The organism is Floridaenema aerugineum BLCC-F46 (assembly GCF_041929345.1).
In the GTDB taxonomy this organism is placed as follows: domain Bacteria; phylum Cyanobacteriota; class Cyanobacteriia; order Cyanobacteriales; family Aerosakkonemataceae; genus Floridanema; species Floridanema aerugineum.
In genome coordinates this window covers 1-17,382 of record NZ_JBHFNQ010000198.1, presented here as the reverse complement: position 1 = coordinate 17,382, position 17,382 = coordinate 1, and the positions used below count along the sequence as shown (strand labels likewise).

The following is a 17,382-nucleotide window of genomic DNA, read 5'->3' as shown; positions in this document are numbered from 1 at the left end:
AGGGGCAATTCATGAATTGCCCCTACTGTGGGGTGGGCTCTCCTAGCCCGCCCCATCCTCATATAACGATTACCACTTTATTTATTTGCACCTACTTAATATTCGTATTCTTATCACAAGAACAATAGCTACAGGTAAACGAAATTTGTGTATAAGTTAGGGGGTGAGTCAATACTGCTCGGTTAAGCATTTTTTGGCATGACTATTAAAATTTGGCAATTTGATTAAGGATATAAAGAAATTAGGATAATTTCCCGGAAGACATTTATAATTAACAGTGTGAACTCACTCATAGCCTATGAAAAGTAAATTAGTCAATCTAACTTACGAAATAGAAGTTCAGCCAGGAGACAAAATAACTCTCCCAGACTCTTTAACAGAAAGTCTTAGCCCAGGACGATGCTTAATTACAATTCAGCCTATTACAAAAGATGAAACACCAGTCATTGTCCGCAGTCATGATGCTTTTTTAAACGGATACGCACCAGAAGACGAAGGGCTTTATGACGACTATCCAACCGGGTGAATTTTGGGTCGCAAATGTTACCTTTACAAGTGGTATAGGGTTCAAAAAACGCCCAGTACTTGTACTTTGGTTAGATGGGGATGATGTCGTAACCGCAGTAGTTACTGAGGATACTACTATTAAAATTTGGCAGTTTGATTAAATACAATCTGCACAAACTAACCTATCTCGTCCTAATTTCTTGGCTTGATATAACGCTTTATCAGCTTCATTAATCAAGTGCTGAACCGATCGCTCATTAGCAGGAATTTGGCTAGCAATACCTAAACTAATGGTGACGTATGGAGGATCAATTTGCGTACATTTATGAGGAATCTGTAACTCCTTAACAGCATCTCGGATTTGCTCGGCAATCTTAACTGCACCTGCTCGATCGGTGTTTGGTAAAATCACCGCAAATTCCTCTCCACCATAACGAGCTAGAACATCTGTGATCCGCTTCACAACTGATTTAGCTGCACAGGCAATTTCAATCAGACATTTATCTCCAGATGGATGACCGTAGCAATCGTTATAAGCCTTAAAATAATCAACATCAAATAAAATCAGAGATAGATACTGTGCTGTGCGCGTCAGTCTTTGCCACTCATTTTCTATGGTCCGATCGAAGAATCGACGATTCGAGATTTGGGTTAAGGAATCGATATTGCTTAACTCTTCTAACTTTTCATTAGCTAGTTTGAGTTCCTGAAGCGCCTGATTAAGTTGTTTAGTTTTAGATTGAGATTGTGCCAGTAATTCTGCATGACTTAAGGCAACACTGAACTGGGTAGCTAACTGTTTGATGAATGTAATTTCAGAGGATTTCCAAATCCGAGGATGACGACACTGATGAACACATAGCAATCCCCAAAGTGTATCTCCTTTGATTAGAGGAACAACAATTTGAGCCTTAATCTGAAATTTTTCCAGTAATTCTAGATGGCAATCCTTTAGTCTAGCCTGATAGATATCTGGTATTACTTGTACCCGTCCCTGAAGATATTGGGTTGCGTATTCGTTTCCAAAGCAATGGTCATTCGCTTTAACTCCGATCGCACAATCGTATTCCGGCAATACATTCTCAGCTACAAATTCACCAGAGTTGTAGTTTGACTCAATATTAAATTGAAAAATCCCAACGCGATCGGTATGCAACGCTTTACGAACTTCACGAGTTGTTGTTTTAAATAATGTTTTGAGATCCAGCGACTCACGAATTTCGGCAATTATATTAGATAAAATCTCTTGTTGCTCATTAGCTAACCTTAATTCCTCCGCTTTTCGCTCAGTTTGCGCCATCAGTTCCGCTTGCTTCACCGCAAACCCAAGTTGATTTGCCACTTGCGATAAAAACTGAATTTCTTGATGTTGCCATTCATGAGTTTGGGAATGTTGATAAGCAGCTAGAACTCCCCACAACTTTTGCCCAATAAAAATCGGAACTGTGGCGTATGCACGGATGTGAAATTGCTCTAAAATTTCTAGATGGCATTGCGATAAACCTGCGGTATAAACATCAGAAACCGTTAAGAATTCATTGTTGCGATATCGTCCTCCCTGATGCTGTTGCAGATATGAATCATTCCAGACAGTATTTTCTTCAAATCTGCCGAAATCCCAACCAGGTTCAGCAAATTCAAAATCACTAACAAACTCACCTCCCCAGTCATCTGAAAATCGATAGACTGCTATCCGCTCCACTCGAAGCAGTTTACAAGTTTCTTTTGTCGTGGTGCGAAAAATTATATCCAGGTCAAGAGATGCCCGAATCTTACTAATCACTCGGTAAACTGCTTTTTGTTGTTCGTCGATCGCCTGAAGTTCGAGGTGTCTATTCTTTAATTGAGCTTCTAGTTGACTGATAGGTTGAATCCCAACCATTCGGCAGATCAAATCTACAAATTTTTTTCTCACTGGATGTAACCGAGCGTGAATCTACGAAAAATCTTTTCATAGATGTAATTTAATATACAATTTTAACTTATTATCGTCGGAAATGCCTTTAGATAACAAAAGTTAAAGCAAGCAGCCATTATAAAACATTTTTTAAAGGTTATGCACCAGAAAACGAAGGACTTGATCGCGATTATCGACTGAAAAAAAATCAGGGTGGGAATCACCCACCCATGAATAATTATTCAGCAGAACCAGCAGTACTTGCTACTTTAGCGGGTTCTTGAGCTTGCAAAGGTTCTGGGGTTGAAGTTTGTACTGACTCTTCAGCAACCTTAGTCCATTCTGTGTGGAAGAAGCCTGATTTATCGACTCTTTCGTAAGTGTGTGCGCCGAAATAGTCGCGTTGTGCTTGAGTGAGGTTTTGCGGTAGACGATCGCGCCGATAGCTGTCAAAATAATCCAAAGAAGCACTAAACGCCGGAACCGGAATTCCTAACAACGCCGCTTGAGACAACACCTCGCGCCACGCACCTTGACGATCCAAAATTGTCTGTTTAAACTCAGGAGCTAACAGCAAATTCGGTAACTCAGGATTATCATTGAACGCCGACTTAATCTTATTCAAAAATCCCGCCCGAATAATACAGCCACCTTTCCAAATTCGAGAAATTTCACTCAAATTCAAATCGTAGGAATAAGCTTTAGATGCCGAACTCAAAAGTGCCATACCTTGAGCATAAGAGCAGATTTTTGAGCAGTAAAGCGCATCCCTAATTTGCGTCACAAAAGTACTAACATCACCCGTAAATTTAGCAGTTGGGCCTGTCAAAACTTGTGAAGCAGCTACCCTTTCCGTCTTGTAAGAAGACATAATCCGGGCATTTACAGCCGCCGTAATTGTGGGAATAGAAACACCCAATTCTAAAGCACTTTGGACAGTCCAACGACCCGTACCTTTTTGTCCCGCCGCATCCAAAATCATTTCCACCAAAGCTTGGTTTGTGTCTGGGTCAATGTATTTGAAAATATCAGCGGTAATCTCAATCAAATAAGAATTGAGTTCGTCAGTAGTATTCCATTCTGCAAATACTTCATGCAGCTGTTTATCATTCAAACCCGCCGCATTTTTGAGTAGGTCATAAGCTTCCGCAATTAGCTGCATATCACCATACTCAATGCCATTGTGAACCATTTTTACATAGTGACCAGCACCACCGGGGCCAATGTAAGTTACGCAAGCACCATCATCCACTTGTGCCGCAATTTTGGTAAAAATTGGCTCAAGATATTCGTAGGAACTCGTAGTTCCACCCGGCATTAAACTTGGGCCATTTAACGCCCCTTCTTCACCACCGCTAACACCCATCCCGATGAAACGGAAACCTTCAGGTTCTAACTCACGGGTGCGACGTGCGGTATCATCATATAAAGAGTTACCACCGTCGATGATGATATCGCCTTCTTCCAAAAAAGGTTTCAACTCTTGAATTACTGCATCCACAGGCGCACCAGCTTTCACCATAATCAAGATTCTGCGGGGACGTTCTAAGGACGCAACAAAGTCTTTAATAGTGTAAGTTGCTACGGCGTTTTTGCCTTGGGCGCGTGTCTGCATGAAAGCATCTGTTTTTTCTGCGGTGCGGTTATACACTGAAATGGGAAAACCATTACGTTCGACGTTTAATGCTAGGTTTTCACCCATCACTGCTAAACCAATTACACCGAAACTCTGTAGTGCCATAGGACTTTTTACTTAATTCTGCTGTTGTTACGAAAGTTGTCTCCTTCAGGTTAGCGGTAACTTTCTGTGTTGTCCTGGAAGAAGAAATTAAGACTGCGATCGAAAAGGTAAAATTAGCGGGTATAAGCCGTTTAACTAGATGGGAGTTTTATGCTCGCATACATCTTGGCATTAGTCGTCGGTACAGGTAGTCTTGGTATCTACCTTGCCGCATTTTTCCTACCAGAAATCCACCGTAAGAGCGATTTTTATTGGAGTGGAGTCGGATTGTTTTATGCTTTAGTTTTGTGGATTTGTGCTGGCAGAATTACAGGTGGAGTTCTGCTAGGACAAGTTGCTAGCGTTGCCTTATTAGGTTGGTTTGGTTGGCAAACCCTGACATTACGCAGAGAATTAACCCCTAAAGCACAACAAACCGAGTTACCCAGTACCGAAGAAGCAACCGAAAAAGTGTTATCTGAGGCAAAACACCTCACCGAAAACCTCAAATCTCAAGCTTCTAAGGTATCCTTACCACAAGGAGTTTCCCAACTACCCCAAAAACTCATCGGTTTATTTGCGGGCGGAAAACCGAAAACCGCAAAACCACCCAAAGTTAAACCAACTGTTACCCCTCCCGCTGCAAGTTCCGCAGCCGGAGTAACAACTCCTCCTAAAGCTGAGGTGACAATCACCGAAATTACCCCAGCAAACCCACAACCGGAACTTGATGTCACACTAAATGTAGAGACAACTTCAAGCGAAACACCGGAACTAGTCCGCCCCAACCCTCCAGACCCTAAACTGGTGGAAGAAGCTGTGGAAGATGCAGAGGCGAAAAATCTGCCTAGTTCACCTCCAAGTCCCTTTGACAAGATTGAAAAGTCGGGGAGTTAAAGGACAAGGGGACAAGGGGACAAGGGGACAAGGGGACAAGGAGAATTTTTCCCTTTTACCTTCTGCCTTGAAAAATCCTTCTGCCTTCTGCCTTCTGCCTTTCTTTTTCCCAATTTTGATACATTGGGAAAATGTAGTTCCAAAAATTGACTCATTTCATTTCATAATTGTTTTTCCGGCATTCCGACCGTGACAGAAACTAAAAGCTACAAAGACACCGTTAATTTGCCCAAAACTGACTTCGATATGCGTGCGAACGCTATCAAGCGGGAACCAGAAATCCAGAAGTTTTGGGCCGAAAATCAGATTTACGAAAGATTGTCCCAAAACAATCCGGGCGATATATTTGTATTGCACGATGGGCCACCTTATGCCAATGGTTCGCTGCACATTGGTCATGCCCTGAATAAGATTCTCAAGGATATTATTAATCGTTACCAGTTACTTAAAGGGCGCAAGGTGCGCTATGTTCCTGGTTGGGATTGTCATGGTTTGCCCATTGAATTAAAAGTTTTGCAGCAAATGAAACCAGAGGAACGGAAAAACCTCACGCCTCTGGAACTTCGCCAAAAGGCAAAAGAGTTCGCCCTGAAAACTGTTGACGAACAACGGCGCAGCTTTATGCGTTACGGTGTTTGGGGAGATTGGGAAAATCCTTATCTAACTCTAAAACCAGAATACGAAGCGGCGCAAATCGGCGTTTTCGGGCAAATGGTTTTGAAAGGTTACATTTATCGGGGTTTAAAACCTGTTCACTGGAGTCCGAGTTCTAAAACTGCTTTGGCAGAGGCGGAATTGGAATATCCTGAAGATGAAAAGGGCAATCCGACTCACGTTTCCCGCAGTCTTTACGCTGCTTTCCCTGTGGTCAGCGTAGCAGATGAGTTGCAGGAAGCACTAGCACCTTATTTGCCCCAGTTGGGAGTTGCGGTTTGGACGACTACGCCTTGGACTATTCCGGCGAATATGGCAGTGGCAGTGAATCCTGATTTGCTTTACGCTGTGGTAGAACTTGACAAAAAAGGCGCAAAACTCTGCAAGTTTAAGTATTTAATCGTTGCTAATGATTTGGTGGAACGGTTAGCTACTACTTTTGGGGTGAAGTTGACGGTTCGCGCTGTTGGCGTGGGTCGGTCTTTTGAAAATTGTACTTATAAGCATCCACTTTTCGATCGCATCAGTCCCATCGTCATCGGTGGCGATTACATTACCACTGATTCGGGTACTGGTTTAGTTCATACCGCACCCGGACATGGGGATGAGGATTTTCAAGTCGGCAAACGTTACAATTTACCTGCGTTTTCTCCCGTCGATGCTGATGGAAATTTCACCGAAGAAGCAGGACAATTTGCAGGTTTAAATGTTCTCGATAAGGGTAACGCCGCTGTTGTGGAAGCGTTGGCGAAGGAAAATGTGTTGCTGAAGGAAGAACCTTATCGACACAAATATCCTTATGATTGGCGGACGAAAAAACCAACGATTTATCGGGCGACTGAACAATGGTTTGCTTCGGTTGCTGGTTTCCGCGAAGCTGCGTTAAAGGCAATTTCGGAAGTGAAATGGATTCCCGCCCAAGGGGAAAATCGGATTACGCCAATGGTAGCGGAACGTTCTGATTGGTGTATCTCTCGTCAGCGCAGTTGGGGCGTACCAATTCCGGTTTTTTATGATGAAAAAACCGGGGAACCGCTGTTAACTGAAGAGACGATTTCTCACGTTCAAAGTATTGTCGCCGAAAAAGGTTCTGATGCTTGGTGGGAACTTTCTGTTGAGGAACTTTTGCCGGAAAAATTCCGCAAGAATGGCAAGAAGTACCGCAAGGGAACTGACACAATGGATGTGTGGTTTGATTCTGGTTCTTCTTGGGCAGCTGTGGCAAATCAACGCCCGGAATTACATTATCCAGCAGAGATTTATTTGGAAGGGTCCGATCAACATCGAGGTTGGTTTCAATCTAGTTTATTAACTAGTGTGGCGAGTAATGGTTGTGCTCCCTATAAAACTGTTTTAACTCATGGTTTTGTGTTGGATGAACAGAACCGGAAAATGAGTAAGTCTTTGGGGAATGTTGTCGATCCAACTATTGTCATTGAAGGTGGGAAAAATCAAAAAGACGAACCGCCTTATGGTGCTGATGTTTTGCGCTTGTGGGTGTCGTCGGTAGATTATTCTACTGATGTGCCTTTGGGGAAAAATCTGTTGAAACAAATGGGCGATATCCGCAATAAAATCCGCAATACGGCGCGGTTTTTGTTGGGGAATTTGCATGATTTTGACCCGGAAAAAGATGCGGTTCCTTTTGAAGAATTGCCGGAATTAGACCGTTATATGTTGCATCGAATGACGGAGGTTTTCGGTGAGGTGGAAGCTGCTTTTGAGAGTTTCCAATTTTTCCGATTTTTCCAAACGGTGCAAAATTTCTGTGTGGTTGATTTGTCTAATTTCTATTTGGATGTGGCGAAGGATCGGTTGTATATTAGTGCGCCTGATGCTTATCGTCGTCGCAGCTGTCAAACGGTTTTAGCGATCGCACTAGAAAATTTAGCTAAAGCGATCGCACCCGTATTATGCCACACAGCCGAAGATATTTGGCAATTTATCCCTTACTCAACTTCTGACAAATCTGTGTTTGAAGCAGGTTGGGTAAAAATAGATGAACGCTGGAAAAATCCCCAATTAGCAGCAAAATGGCAACAATTAAGACAACTGCGCCAAGAAGTAAATAAAGTCATGGAACAGGCGCGAAGTGAAAAGACGATCGGTTCTTCTTTAGAAGCGAAAGTTTTGCTTTATGTTGCTGATGAAAAACTGCGCGAACAATTGGCGGAATTAAACCCGGAAATTGTCGAATATATACCTGAATCACCAGCAGAAACCAATCTAATTGATGTTGAACCATACAGGCCACCGGGGGCAATTGTTAGTACTAAAAAGTCCCCTGTTTTGCAAGAATTAAATGTTAATTTCGGAGATTTTTTCCGCAATTACAATCAACCTTTAATCACGGTTGGTTTAATTGTGGTGGCAATTCTCACTGTCTATGTAATTGGGGGAACTTTAGGCGTAATTAACCGAGTTCCGCTACTAGAACCATTTTTCAAAATAGTGGGAATTTTCTACTCACTGTGGTATGCCAGAAGGTATTTACTATTAGCAGAAGACCGCGAAAAATTGTTTGCAGAAATTAGCACTTACCAAGAAGAAATTCTGGGTAAAACAGCGGAAATTAGCGAACAAAAACTTTTACCCGAAGCTAATGAACCAGAAGCAATTACTTTAGAAGTTGAGACTCTTCCCCAAGATCCAGGAATTCTTAAAGGAGTAGATGAACTGCGTTATCTGTTCATTTCTTCCCAAGTGGAATTGCTAGATTCACCGGAAGCTTTAGCAGATTTGCAATATAAATTGCAGACAGAAAAGCTGGGAATTGGGATAGTTAAGGCGGATGGAGAAAAGTGCGATCGTTGTTGGAACTACTCCATCAATGTAGGCAAATCTCTTTCAGATCCCCTACTTTGTGAACGTTGCGTCCCTGCATTACAAGGGAAGTTTTAGTAAAAGGGGACTGGGGATTGGGGACTGGGGACTGGGAAATAATTTGAGGATGAAAATTCATTTTTCCTGTTTTCAGTTTCCCAATGTTTAAATCACCTCTTCTCCTATACGTAGGATAGAATGGTGCGTTACGTTAGCACGCTTCGCACCCTACGTATAGAGGTGAAAAATTGGATTTAATATCCCCACTCCCTTACTCATCAAAATCAATTTTCGCCGGATTCTGTTTCGTATTAGTAACAACCGTAATTTTTTGGAGAAATTCTTGAGTTAATTGAGTAAAAGCTTTCCCTCCTGGTGATTGGGGATTACACAAAACCACAGGCATAAAAGTATCAACTGCTTTAGAAACATTCACATCAACAGGAATGCGAGTTTTAAACAATTTAGTAGCACTGTAATCTTCATTAACTCTTCGCATTACTTGATTGTAGTATCTGCCTGTTAATAAATTAGCGGACATAGTAAAGACAATTCCCAACATTTGAATTCTCACATCAGGTTCATTTCTGTGAACTTCTTTTTGTTGAGCAATGCGTCTTTCTAGTAGCTGAATACCAATTACAGATAAAGGTTCGGGTTTAGCTGGTAAAATGTAGAAATCGCTGGCAAGTAAACCGCTACGAGTCAAAAGATTGTAACCTGGGGCGCAGTCAAGAATGATGAAATCATAATCTTTAACTACAGGGGTGAGAATATTTCTTACCAAGTCTCTTTCAAAGTCAATCCAAATTTGCTCAAAGTTACTGCTACCTGCACGAACTGCTTTTTCATAAAGCATTTCCGATACTAAAAATTCATCATATAAATCCAAGTCACCCGGTAGTAAATCCAATCCTTTGATTGAGCAAATGTATGGATTAATTACATCTGCGATCGGTATTGTTAGCTTAATATCCGGTTTAATTGCTCTATTTACTAAATGTCTTAATGTTCGTTTATCACGTCGCCGCTTAGAAAAGTCTTGAGGAGACATTAAACTCAAAGTGGCACTAATTTGGTTATCCAAATCTACCACCAAAACTTTTTTACCGAAATCTTTTACTAAAGAAGCAGCTAAATTTACAGTGAGGGTTGTTTTACCCACGCCGCCTTTCATATTAGCAGTTGCAATTATTAAACCCATTCCTTAAGTCCTCTCCAAAATTTCGCCCTGTTTTCAACCTGTGTTTAGATACCTAGATAACACATCGATCAAGACGCATGAATAAATTTAATATGTTTGTCGCGCAAAAGGGCGTTAACTGGTGAAACTTTCCCCTTAGAGATAGATGAGTCAACGGATGATGATTTTCCCATAAACCTTAACTTTTAGGCAACTGGATTATTTTAGCCAATAAGCTCTACAATCTTGGCAAATTTTTCGCCACTTGGTAAAGCAGCTTTTCTTTCCCCAACAGATAAGCAGTTGTTATTCATCTAAGCTGCTAGTTAAGGCAAGCAGGGGGGCAGGGTAGACAGATCAAGACAGATCCCCGACAACTTCTGCTTTCATCGGGGATCTCGCTGGGAATTTGTAGTGATGGGTGCGATCGCAAAATCAGTAATTTCCCCGAATCAACTGACCACACTCTGATCGACAATAGAATCAAAGTCAGCTTATCTCTGATAAATGCTGCACTAGAGAGGAAAAAATTTTGACTTTTAATCCTCAACTTTGCCGCAACGAAAGCGAAGTTGAAAGTAAGCTTATCGTCAATTATTTGTTACCTAAGTTAGGCTACACTCCCGACACTTGGCATCAAGAAGTCGCTTTCGGCAGAATTCGTCTAGATTTTTTAGCTTTTGCCATCCAAAAAATCCCCTTTGTCTTGGATGCCGACTCGCCATTAGGCGTAGTGATGGAAGCCAAACATCCACAGCAAAAATTAGATAAGCATATTCCCAGACTCAAGCGATACTTAATCAGTTTGAATCTCAGATATGCGCTACTGACAAATGCCAAAGAAATTAGAATTTATGAAAGATTCAACGATGATATCCAGTTGATTTATCAATGTTCCGGCGAAGCACTTGATAGTCACATAGATGAGATTAAATCTCTAATTGGCAGAGGTAGCCTGAAAGAAAAACCTACGGAAGTTCCTTCTGTGATAATCAAATCTCAAGATGAACAAATAAAACCTACTGTTCAAATCTCTAAACCTAATCTTGAAACTAGGAGGAAAGATACAATGAAAGCGATCGCAGTTTATCACAATAAAGGCGGAGTCGGTAAAACCACAACTGTAGTCAATCTGGCAGCAGCATTGAGCAAGAAAGGTAAGCGAGTCCTTGTTATAGATATGGATAGCCAAGCCAATACAACATTTGCTACAGGATTAATTAAATTTGATGATGAAGAAATGGATGATATTAAAGATTGCAATATTCTTCATGTATTGCGCTCTGAGGAATTATATCCAATCCAACAAGTTGCTAAAAAGTCCCAATTTACTAATCCTGAAATTAGCGTTGTTCCTTCTCATATAAGTTTGATGAATGAAGAACATCTGTTAACCCAAATAGATTACTGTAAATGGATGCTTGGTCAAAAGTTAGAGGCAGTAAAAGAACTATATGATATTGTTATTATTGATACACCTCCTTCTTTGAACTTGTATGCAAGAATAGCTTTGATTACAGCTGATTATCTAATCATTCCTTCCGATTTAAAACCTTTTGCGAATCAAGGCTTAGTTAATGTTAAAGATTTGGTCAAAAAAGTTGATGTATTTAGAAAACAAATAGGAAAACCAACACTAGAAATAATTGGAGTTGTAGCTTGCAAAATATCTACTAACAGTAAGTTCATTCAGCACACTTTAAAAAATCGCCTAGAAAAGATAGATAAAAAATATGGTATTCCTGTTTTGGACACCGTAATTTATGAGAGAGATGATCTAGCGAAATGTGCTGAAAGAGTTATGATTGTAGGAGATTTAGAAATTCCTGATCCCATATCGGTACTTGATTTTAAACCTGATTCAGTTGCATCTCAAGAATTTGAATTACTAGCTATGGAAGTCTTGGAAAAAATAGGAATGAATTAATGAAACTATCCACTTCGCTTGTAGCTGTCAGGAAAATTACCTCTAACGTTCCTCGTTCAACTTTTCCAGATGACGAGATAGAAAAGGTTGCTAAGTTAATTGTAGAAACAGAAGGAATAATTAACCCTATCATCGTTCGCCGAACAAGTTTAGAATCTTATGAGGTAATTGACGGACACTTTGAATATTACGCTGCTGCTAGGGCAAGAGAAATTGATTTAGCTAGAGGAGAAATGGTCAGTGCCTACATTATTGAAGACGAAAAAGAGGAGTTTATAATAGAGCAAATCAAATTACTGAGAAAACCTAAATCTATTGCTCCTGTCAATGGAGGATCTGTTGCAACAGAAAGAATTGAAAATCGCTTAACCAACCTGGAATCTAGGCTAGAAAAGAGGATTAATGACATCCTGCAAAAAACTTTAGACAATCAACAGCTAAAATTCCAATTGAAGGAATTAACAGAGCGAATAGAAAAAAATCCTGAACCATTAGAGCTGTTTAACAATGTTAAGAATAAAAAAGCTCTCTTAGTTTCTAGATTAAGTAGCGCTTTTGGTGGCTCAAAAGCCGAACAAGTTGTAGAAGGTATTGCAAAGGAAAGAGAAAAAGGAGCTTTTAAATCATTGAATGATTTAGTAGAACGAGTACACATTAGAAGAGGGAAAAAAGATGTGAAAGCCATAAGCATCAAAAAAATGCTGGAAATAATTGATACTTGGTCACGCACTTAATTAAGCAAATAAAAGCTTGCCTCAATTTCTTTCCTCCACATTCCCCTACCCACCCACTCACGGAGGAAAGAAATTCATCTTTTCGCTAATATCTCAAATTCCTGGTAAATAGCCTCTGCTTTCAACAACAGAGGTATCAAATGATCTTCTTCTATCTCTTTGATGAACAAATCTTTTAAATACTCACGCTTTTCCGATGGCCCAGAATGGAACCCTACCAATTCATGAACTCTTTTAACATTTGCATCTGTATGTTTGAACTTAGCGAAATTTGTATAAAAACGTTGATTAATTTGCTCTATAATTCCACCGAAATCATTAGTAACTTCATCAAATAATCCAATTACATAATTTTCGTTATAAGGCAATATTTTTAAATAAAAATTTACCCAAGCTTTTAAATAACTTTTAACAGAAGCTCCCCAACAAGGATAATCCATATTAAATCGATAACTTATTTCTAATTCTAAACTCTTTAAGGAAATTATTGCCTCTGCTGGTTGACGAATTAGTACTAGTGTGGGAATCGACAAATCAGCGGCGCGGATTACTTGTGCGGCTGCGTGTAGGTGAGATGCTATTATTAAAGGCTCTGGCTGTACAGATTGAATTGCCGCTACACAAAAACTATTGGCGGAACGCGGAAATCCTTCTATAACTAATTGTGTATTTTCTTGTACTTCTTGTATCGTTCCTTTGCCTAATAGCGATCGCAATGGAAAAAACAATTGAGGATACAAACTGCAAAAAGAACGCAACTCAAATTTTAATTTTAATAATGTTTGTTTACTGGATGCACCGTAATACATAAGTAAAACAGCTAAAATTCTCACTATATTAGCACTTAAAATTTCCCTGCTTTATCCCAACCAACATTAATTTTTTAGAAATTAATTAGTTTCTGTATGCGGATAGTAAATTATCTAGACTACCTAGATTAACATAGTGGTAACTCAAGTCGCCAGTGGCAAACTTAGCACTAAATCACCTCTTTTACCTAAGTACGATGAACATCCTTATGCTTTCCTCCACCTTCCCTTACCCACCAACTCGCGGGGGAACGGAAATTAGAACTTTTAACTTACTCAAATACCTGCAACAACGTCATCAAATCACCCTCGTTACTCAGCGCCACTCAGGAGTCACTGACACCGAAGTTGCAGAACTGCGCCAATGGGTGAAAGAATTAGTTATTTTTACCCTACCACCAGAACCAATTCAATTAAGTGGAATTAAAGGATTATTTGGTAAAGTTTCTCGCTTTTCGGAATCTTTAATTAAAGCAACGCCACCAAATGTTTTATATCGTTATTCTCCCGAAATTCAATCTTGGGTAGATGAGTTTGTGCGATCGGGAAAATGTGATGTCATCACCTGCGAACATAGCGTTAATGAAATTTATGTGCGTCCAGAGTTTAAAAATAATGTTAAAACAATTGTCGATATTCACAGTTCGGTTTATGGTTGGATACGCGATCATTTAGATATGGGTGCTTCACCGAATGCGCTGCGCGATCGCCTTTACCTCAACCTACTTTTAGAACGCTATGAAAAACGCTATTCCGCCAAATTTAACTACTTAGTTGTCACCACCGAAGACGACAAACAACAATTTCTCAAATATCGTGCCGATGCTAAAATCCCTGTAATTCCTAACGGTGTAGACTTGGAATTATTCCCTTATCGTGCCAGCGATCCAGGAGGACATAAACTAGCATTTGTCGGCGCAATGGATGCTTCCCACAACATCGACGCAGTGAGATTTTTTGCTTTAGAAGTGTTACCAGAACTGCAAAAAACCTACCCCGATACTAGTTTTAGTATTGTCGGCGCACGTCCCACACCGGAAGTTTTAGCACTCGCAGAAACCAAAGGAGTTATTGTTACGGGAAAAGTACCATCAATGGTAGAATATCTTCACGAAAGTACAGTTTGTGTAGTACCTTTGCGTGCGGGATATGGGATTAAAAATAAAACCTTAGAAGCAATGGCAGCGGGAACTCCGGTAGTAGGTAGCGATCGCGGATTAGAAGGATTAGCCGTTGACACTCCCAATGTACCATTAAGAGCATTAAGAGCTAATAGCCTCCCAGAATATATTAACGCCATCAGTCGCTTATTTGAAAATCCAGAATTGCGGCAAGAGTTATCGAAAAATGGGCGATATTTGGTAGAAACAGAATACACCTGGGAACGTGCAGGACAACTTTACGAACAAGTAATCACCGATTAAGCCAATTGCGAATTTTGACTTTTAAATAAGTGTAAAACGGCAATTGGTAACTTTCTGCTAACAGCCAAAGTACCAAAATTAAATGAGATAAAAAAGTCAAAACCAGCCAAATTAAAGGAAAAGAAGAGTGTTGACTTCCTTCTTCCGGTGGGAAAATATAAGTAGAAACTCCCACAATTAAAGTTGGGAAAATTACCAAAGCCATTCCCAACAGCCAAACTACAAAAGATAATTCCGAATCTTTTTGATGTGCTAACTTCCAATTTCGACCAGTCCACCGCCAAGCCATCGGCGGCGTACTATCAGCCATAATCAGTATTTGTTCTTCTATATTCGCCGTAAAAATATGGCGACAAAAGTCACAAGCAAAAGCTTCCGTGAGAGTCAATACCGAAATATGACCATAGCGACAGACTGGACAACTATAAGCATCATGATAGTTAAGTTTTCTGCTCTCAAGAGCTAGTTTGCTCGAATGCTTTGGTATATTCATCATCCCAACTGAGGATTTTAAACCTTTTACAAGTCTTATTCGCGTAGTTTAGCGATTAATTAGGCAATGTTGCTACTCGTAAATACTATTTTACAAACATCGTAAAAAACTCAGCCGACATAACAGCTGAGTTTCCATTAGGTCTGTTGTCACGACTAAAGTCGTACAGGTCTGTTGTCACGACTAAAGTCGTTTCCTTGCTAAATAGAACGACTGAAGTCGTCACAACAGACCTGTTTATTATTTCTCTTTAGCATGATGATTCCCAAAAGACTCGTAGCATTTTTCCGGGTCATACAAGTGACATTCATCGGTAATCTGTTTCATCAATGACCAAGAAAAAGTGTATTCCCGGACATACTCTCCCCAGTTTTCCTTGATGCTGCGATGTGCTAAGCGCAAGTTATAGGAAGGAATAGCAGTAGAAACGTGGTGGGGAATGTGGACGTTAATATCATGACAGAGAAATTCTACCCAACTTGGATAGTCGCAATGAACGCTTCCCGCTAACTGCGCCATTGCTTCATTCCATTCTGCTTCCGGTTTAAAAGGAATATCAGCGTAAGTGTGGTGTACCAAAGTAAAGGTGCTCATCCAGAAATGGTAAACCATCCAAGGCATTAACCAAAACTTGACAAAACCCCAAATCCCAGTTGTCGCGATTAAAGTGGGAAATACGATCGCCGCAAACCCCAAAACCAACAATACCGAAAATCTTACCTGTTCCCGCTTTTTACCTTCAAATCGGTTCCAATTAAAGTGTAAAAGCGCCCAATGCCCGATCGATCCTACCCACCAAAAACGACCTCGTACTAATTGATAAACCCATTGTCCCAACAAGTTTAAACTATCATAAAACTCTGGTTTCAAAGGTTGCCAAGCATTATCCTCATCCATCTTATTTGTATGGGCGTGGTGGTGGTTGTGGAGAAGCCGCCAACTATGGAAAGGATAAATCAAAGGCAACATCATCGCATGACCCAGCAAATCATTCACCCAACGACGGTTAGCAAATGAACGATGACCACAGTCATGACCAATAACAAAAAAACCAGTCAGTGCCGTTCCTGTAAAAATCCAGGCGAATGGTAACAAAAACCAAGGAGAAAAAGCAATGCTGGCATAGCCTAAACAAACCAGCAATACATTAATTACCACCGAAGTCCAAGCTTTCCGGCGATTTTTCAGAAACACCTCTTTTGGTAAAGTCCGCAAAATATCTCTGAGGCGGAAATTTGAGGAAACTTCTAGGGTCGTTCCTGAATCTTGGGGTTTTACAAATGATAGAGTCATGAATTAACTTAACTTAAACTTCCTGCGTAACCGTACAGTGTGTAGCAAAATAGGCAATGCAAAGCTGCCTACTAGAACTAAATCATTAACAGGCAATATGGGCGGATATTTTCCTTTTTTTGCTAAATCTGAGTAGTAGTCTGGCTGGAGAACAATACTGGGTTTTCTGTAGAAAAACAGATGTGTTCGTAGCGAAACTTTTCTTTTTATACCATAAGGTGAGGCTGCTGACTACCCATAAAGAATTTAGCCTAAGCCAAAATCAAAGCTAGGGTACTCATTTATCAACGGCAGAGGATGGATAGTGCTAATTTCTTCTATCCTCGATCGTCCTGACTGCTGATTTCTGAATCTTCTTCTATTAAACGCTGTTGCTTGAGATTTTGTAGCTGTTGCAACAAAGTTTCGACTTCGGCTTGCAGATTTAAAAGCTTAAGTTGCTGATCTGCCTGATATACGGACTTCATCTTTTCCATCAAGCGGACTTGATTAGTGAGTGTTACAGACATATTGCTCGCTTCTTGAACGGCGATCGCAGGACGTTGAATAGTTGATGCAGATAAACCAGTTGACATTTTCTTTGCTTAGTTATATTTGCTTACTCACACCATTCGGTAATTTTAACCTGTAAAGTTATGCAAAGTTAAGTTTTTCCAGAATTAATTTTTTTTAAAGTCGGGGACTGGGGACTGGGGACTGGGGACTGGGACGGGGTTAGGGGTTAGGGGGTAGGGGTTAGGGAGAGTTGAAAAGTAGTTAGTTAAATTATTTTCCCCCAACTCCCCAACTACCCCAACCCCCCCACCCCCCCCCCCCCCCAACCAAAAACCCCCCCAAAAAAAAAAAAAAAAAAAAAAATAAAATATTTCCTTTTTTTTTTCTTGTTTTTTTTTTTTGGGGGGGGGGGTGGGGGGGGGGGGGGGGGGGGGGGGGGGTTTGGGGAGTTGGGGAGTTGGGGGAAAATAATTTAACTAACTACTTTTCAACTCTCCCTAACCCCTACCCCCTAACCCCTAACCCC

The 17,382-nt window shown here is 40.5% G+C and carries 13 protein-coding genes and 1 pseudogene; 7 read left to right on the top strand and 7 right to left on the bottom strand.

Translation table 11 applies throughout. The features are described 5' to 3' along the window. Positions 1–298: 298 nt before the first annotated feature. Positions 299–526: a hypothetical protein gene (locus ACE1CC_RS25390; RefSeq protein WP_413273223.1), complete on the top strand. Its 228-nt coding sequence runs from the start codon at positions 299–301 to the stop codon at positions 524–526. Then, positions 504–632: pseudogene (locus ACE1CC_RS36935) on the top strand (type II toxin-antitoxin system PemK/MazF family toxin); the annotation flags it as partial. The gene ACE1CC_RS25390 and the pseudogene ACE1CC_RS36935, both read left to right, overlap by 23 nt. Positions 633–664: 32 nt before the next feature. Here the strand turns inward: ACE1CC_RS36935 and ACE1CC_RS25385 are convergent. Together ACE1CC_RS25385 and gndA are read right to left on the bottom strand one after the other, a co-directional pair. Beyond that, positions 665–2,422: a sensor domain-containing diguanylate cyclase gene (locus ACE1CC_RS25385; RefSeq protein WP_413273222.1), complete on the bottom strand. Its 1,758-nt coding sequence runs from the start codon at positions 2,420–2,422 to the stop codon at positions 665–667. 220 nt (positions 2,423–2,642) lie between these two features. Continuing rightward, a complete protein-coding gene (gndA, locus tag ACE1CC_RS25380) occupies positions 2,643–4,145 on the bottom strand; it encodes an NADP-dependent phosphogluconate dehydrogenase (RefSeq protein WP_413273221.1) in 1,503 nt (500 codons plus the stop codon). A 150-nt stretch (positions 4,146–4,295) separates the two neighbouring features. On the opposite strand from gndA, the gene ACE1CC_RS25375 reads away from it, so the two are divergent. After that, positions 4,296–5,021 carry a Ycf66 family protein gene (locus tag ACE1CC_RS25375; RefSeq protein WP_413273220.1) on the top strand — a complete coding sequence of 242 codons (726 nt, stop codon included), beginning with the start codon at positions 4,296–4,298 and terminating at the stop codon, positions 5,019–5,021. Positions 5,022–5,210: 189 nt separating this feature from the next. After that, positions 5,211–8,576, top strand: a complete 3,366-nt coding sequence (gene ileS / locus ACE1CC_RS25370; protein WP_413273219.1) for an isoleucine--tRNA ligase — start codon at positions 5,211–5,213, stop codon at positions 8,574–8,576. Positions 8,577–8,769: 193 nt separating this feature from the next. Here ileS and ACE1CC_RS25365 read toward each other — a convergent pair whose 3' ends face one another. Beyond that, complete coding sequence (locus ACE1CC_RS25365) at positions 8,770–9,702, bottom strand: ParA family protein (RefSeq protein WP_413273218.1); 933 nt, start codon at positions 9,700–9,702, stop codon at positions 8,770–8,772. 511 nt (positions 9,703–10,213) lie between these two features. Here ACE1CC_RS25365 and ACE1CC_RS25360 point away from each other — a divergent pair. Together ACE1CC_RS25360 and ACE1CC_RS25355 are read left to right on the top strand one after the other, a co-directional pair. After that, entirely contained in the window at positions 10,214–11,608 is a 1,395-nt protein-coding gene (locus ACE1CC_RS25360) for an AAA family ATPase (protein ID WP_413273217.1), read from the top strand. Further along, positions 11,608–12,342, top strand: coding sequence for a ParB N-terminal domain-containing protein (locus ACE1CC_RS25355; RefSeq protein ID WP_413273216.1), 735 nt, complete (start codon positions 11,608–11,610; stop codon positions 12,340–12,342). Before ACE1CC_RS25360 ends, ACE1CC_RS25355 begins: the two co-directional genes overlap by 1 nt. 74 nt (positions 12,343–12,416) lie before the next feature. Here the strand turns inward: ACE1CC_RS25355 and ACE1CC_RS25350 are convergent, their stop codons facing one another. Continuing rightward, on the bottom strand, positions 12,417–13,175 hold the full coding sequence (locus tag ACE1CC_RS25350) for a hypothetical protein (RefSeq protein WP_413273215.1): 759 nt from the start codon (positions 13,173–13,175) through the stop codon (positions 12,417–12,419). A gap of 173 nt (positions 13,176–13,348) precedes the next feature. Between ACE1CC_RS25350 and ACE1CC_RS25345 the strand changes: the two genes are divergently transcribed. After that, complete coding sequence (locus ACE1CC_RS25345) at positions 13,349–14,575, top strand: glycosyltransferase family 4 protein (protein ID WP_413273214.1); 1,227 nt, start codon at positions 13,349–13,351, stop codon at positions 14,573–14,575. Here the strand turns inward: ACE1CC_RS25345 and ACE1CC_RS25340 are convergent. The 3 genes from ACE1CC_RS25340 to ACE1CC_RS25330 form a co-directional block, all read right to left on the bottom strand. Continuing rightward, positions 14,565–15,071, bottom strand: a complete 507-nt coding sequence (locus tag ACE1CC_RS25340; protein WP_413273213.1) for a hypothetical protein — start codon at positions 15,069–15,071, stop codon at positions 14,565–14,567. The genes ACE1CC_RS25345 and ACE1CC_RS25340 overlap by 11 nt on opposite strands. 237 nt (positions 15,072–15,308) lie before the next feature. Beyond that, positions 15,309–16,361 carry a fatty acid desaturase gene (locus ACE1CC_RS25335; RefSeq protein ID WP_413273212.1) on the bottom strand — a complete coding sequence of 351 codons (1,053 nt, stop codon included), beginning with the start codon at positions 16,359–16,361 and terminating at the stop codon, positions 15,309–15,311. A gap of 317 nt (positions 16,362–16,678) precedes the next feature. Further along, complete coding sequence (locus ACE1CC_RS25330) at positions 16,679–16,936, bottom strand: hypothetical protein (RefSeq protein ID WP_413273211.1); 258 nt, start codon at positions 16,934–16,936, stop codon at positions 16,679–16,681. Positions 16,937–17,382 lie beyond the last annotated feature (446 nt).

What these genes read in the sequence shown, in the direction of transcription:
- ACE1CC_RS25390 (WP_413273223.1), top strand. Translation starts at nt 299, where the DNA reads ATGAAAAGTAAATTAGTCAATCTAACTTACGAAATAGAAGTTCAGCCA.
- gndA (WP_413273221.1), bottom strand. Translation starts at nt 4,145, where the DNA reads ATGGCACTACAGAGTTTCGGTGTAATTGGTTTAGCAGTGATGGGTGAA.
- ACE1CC_RS25375 (WP_413273220.1), top strand. Translation starts at nt 4,296, where the DNA reads ATGCTCGCATACATCTTGGCATTAGTCGTCGGTACAGGTAGTCTTGGT.
- ACE1CC_RS25365 (WP_413273218.1), bottom strand. Translation starts at nt 9,702, where the DNA reads ATGGGTTTAATAATTGCAACTGCTAATATGAAAGGCGGCGTGGGTAAA.
- ACE1CC_RS25355 (WP_413273216.1), top strand. Translation starts at nt 11,608, where the DNA reads ATGAAACTATCCACTTCGCTTGTAGCTGTCAGGAAAATTACCTCTAAC.
- ACE1CC_RS25345 (WP_413273214.1), top strand. Translation starts at nt 13,349, where the DNA reads ATGAACATCCTTATGCTTTCCTCCACCTTCCCTTACCCACCAACTCGC.
- ACE1CC_RS25340 (WP_413273213.1), bottom strand. Translation starts at nt 15,071, where the DNA reads ATGATGAATATACCAAAGCATTCGAGCAAACTAGCTCTTGAGAGCAGA.
- ACE1CC_RS25335 (WP_413273212.1), bottom strand. Translation starts at nt 16,361, where the DNA reads ATGACTCTATCATTTGTAAAACCCCAAGATTCAGGAACGACCCTAGAA.
- ACE1CC_RS25330 (WP_413273211.1), bottom strand. Translation starts at nt 16,936, where the DNA reads ATGTCAACTGGTTTATCTGCATCAACTATTCAACGTCCTGCGATCGCC.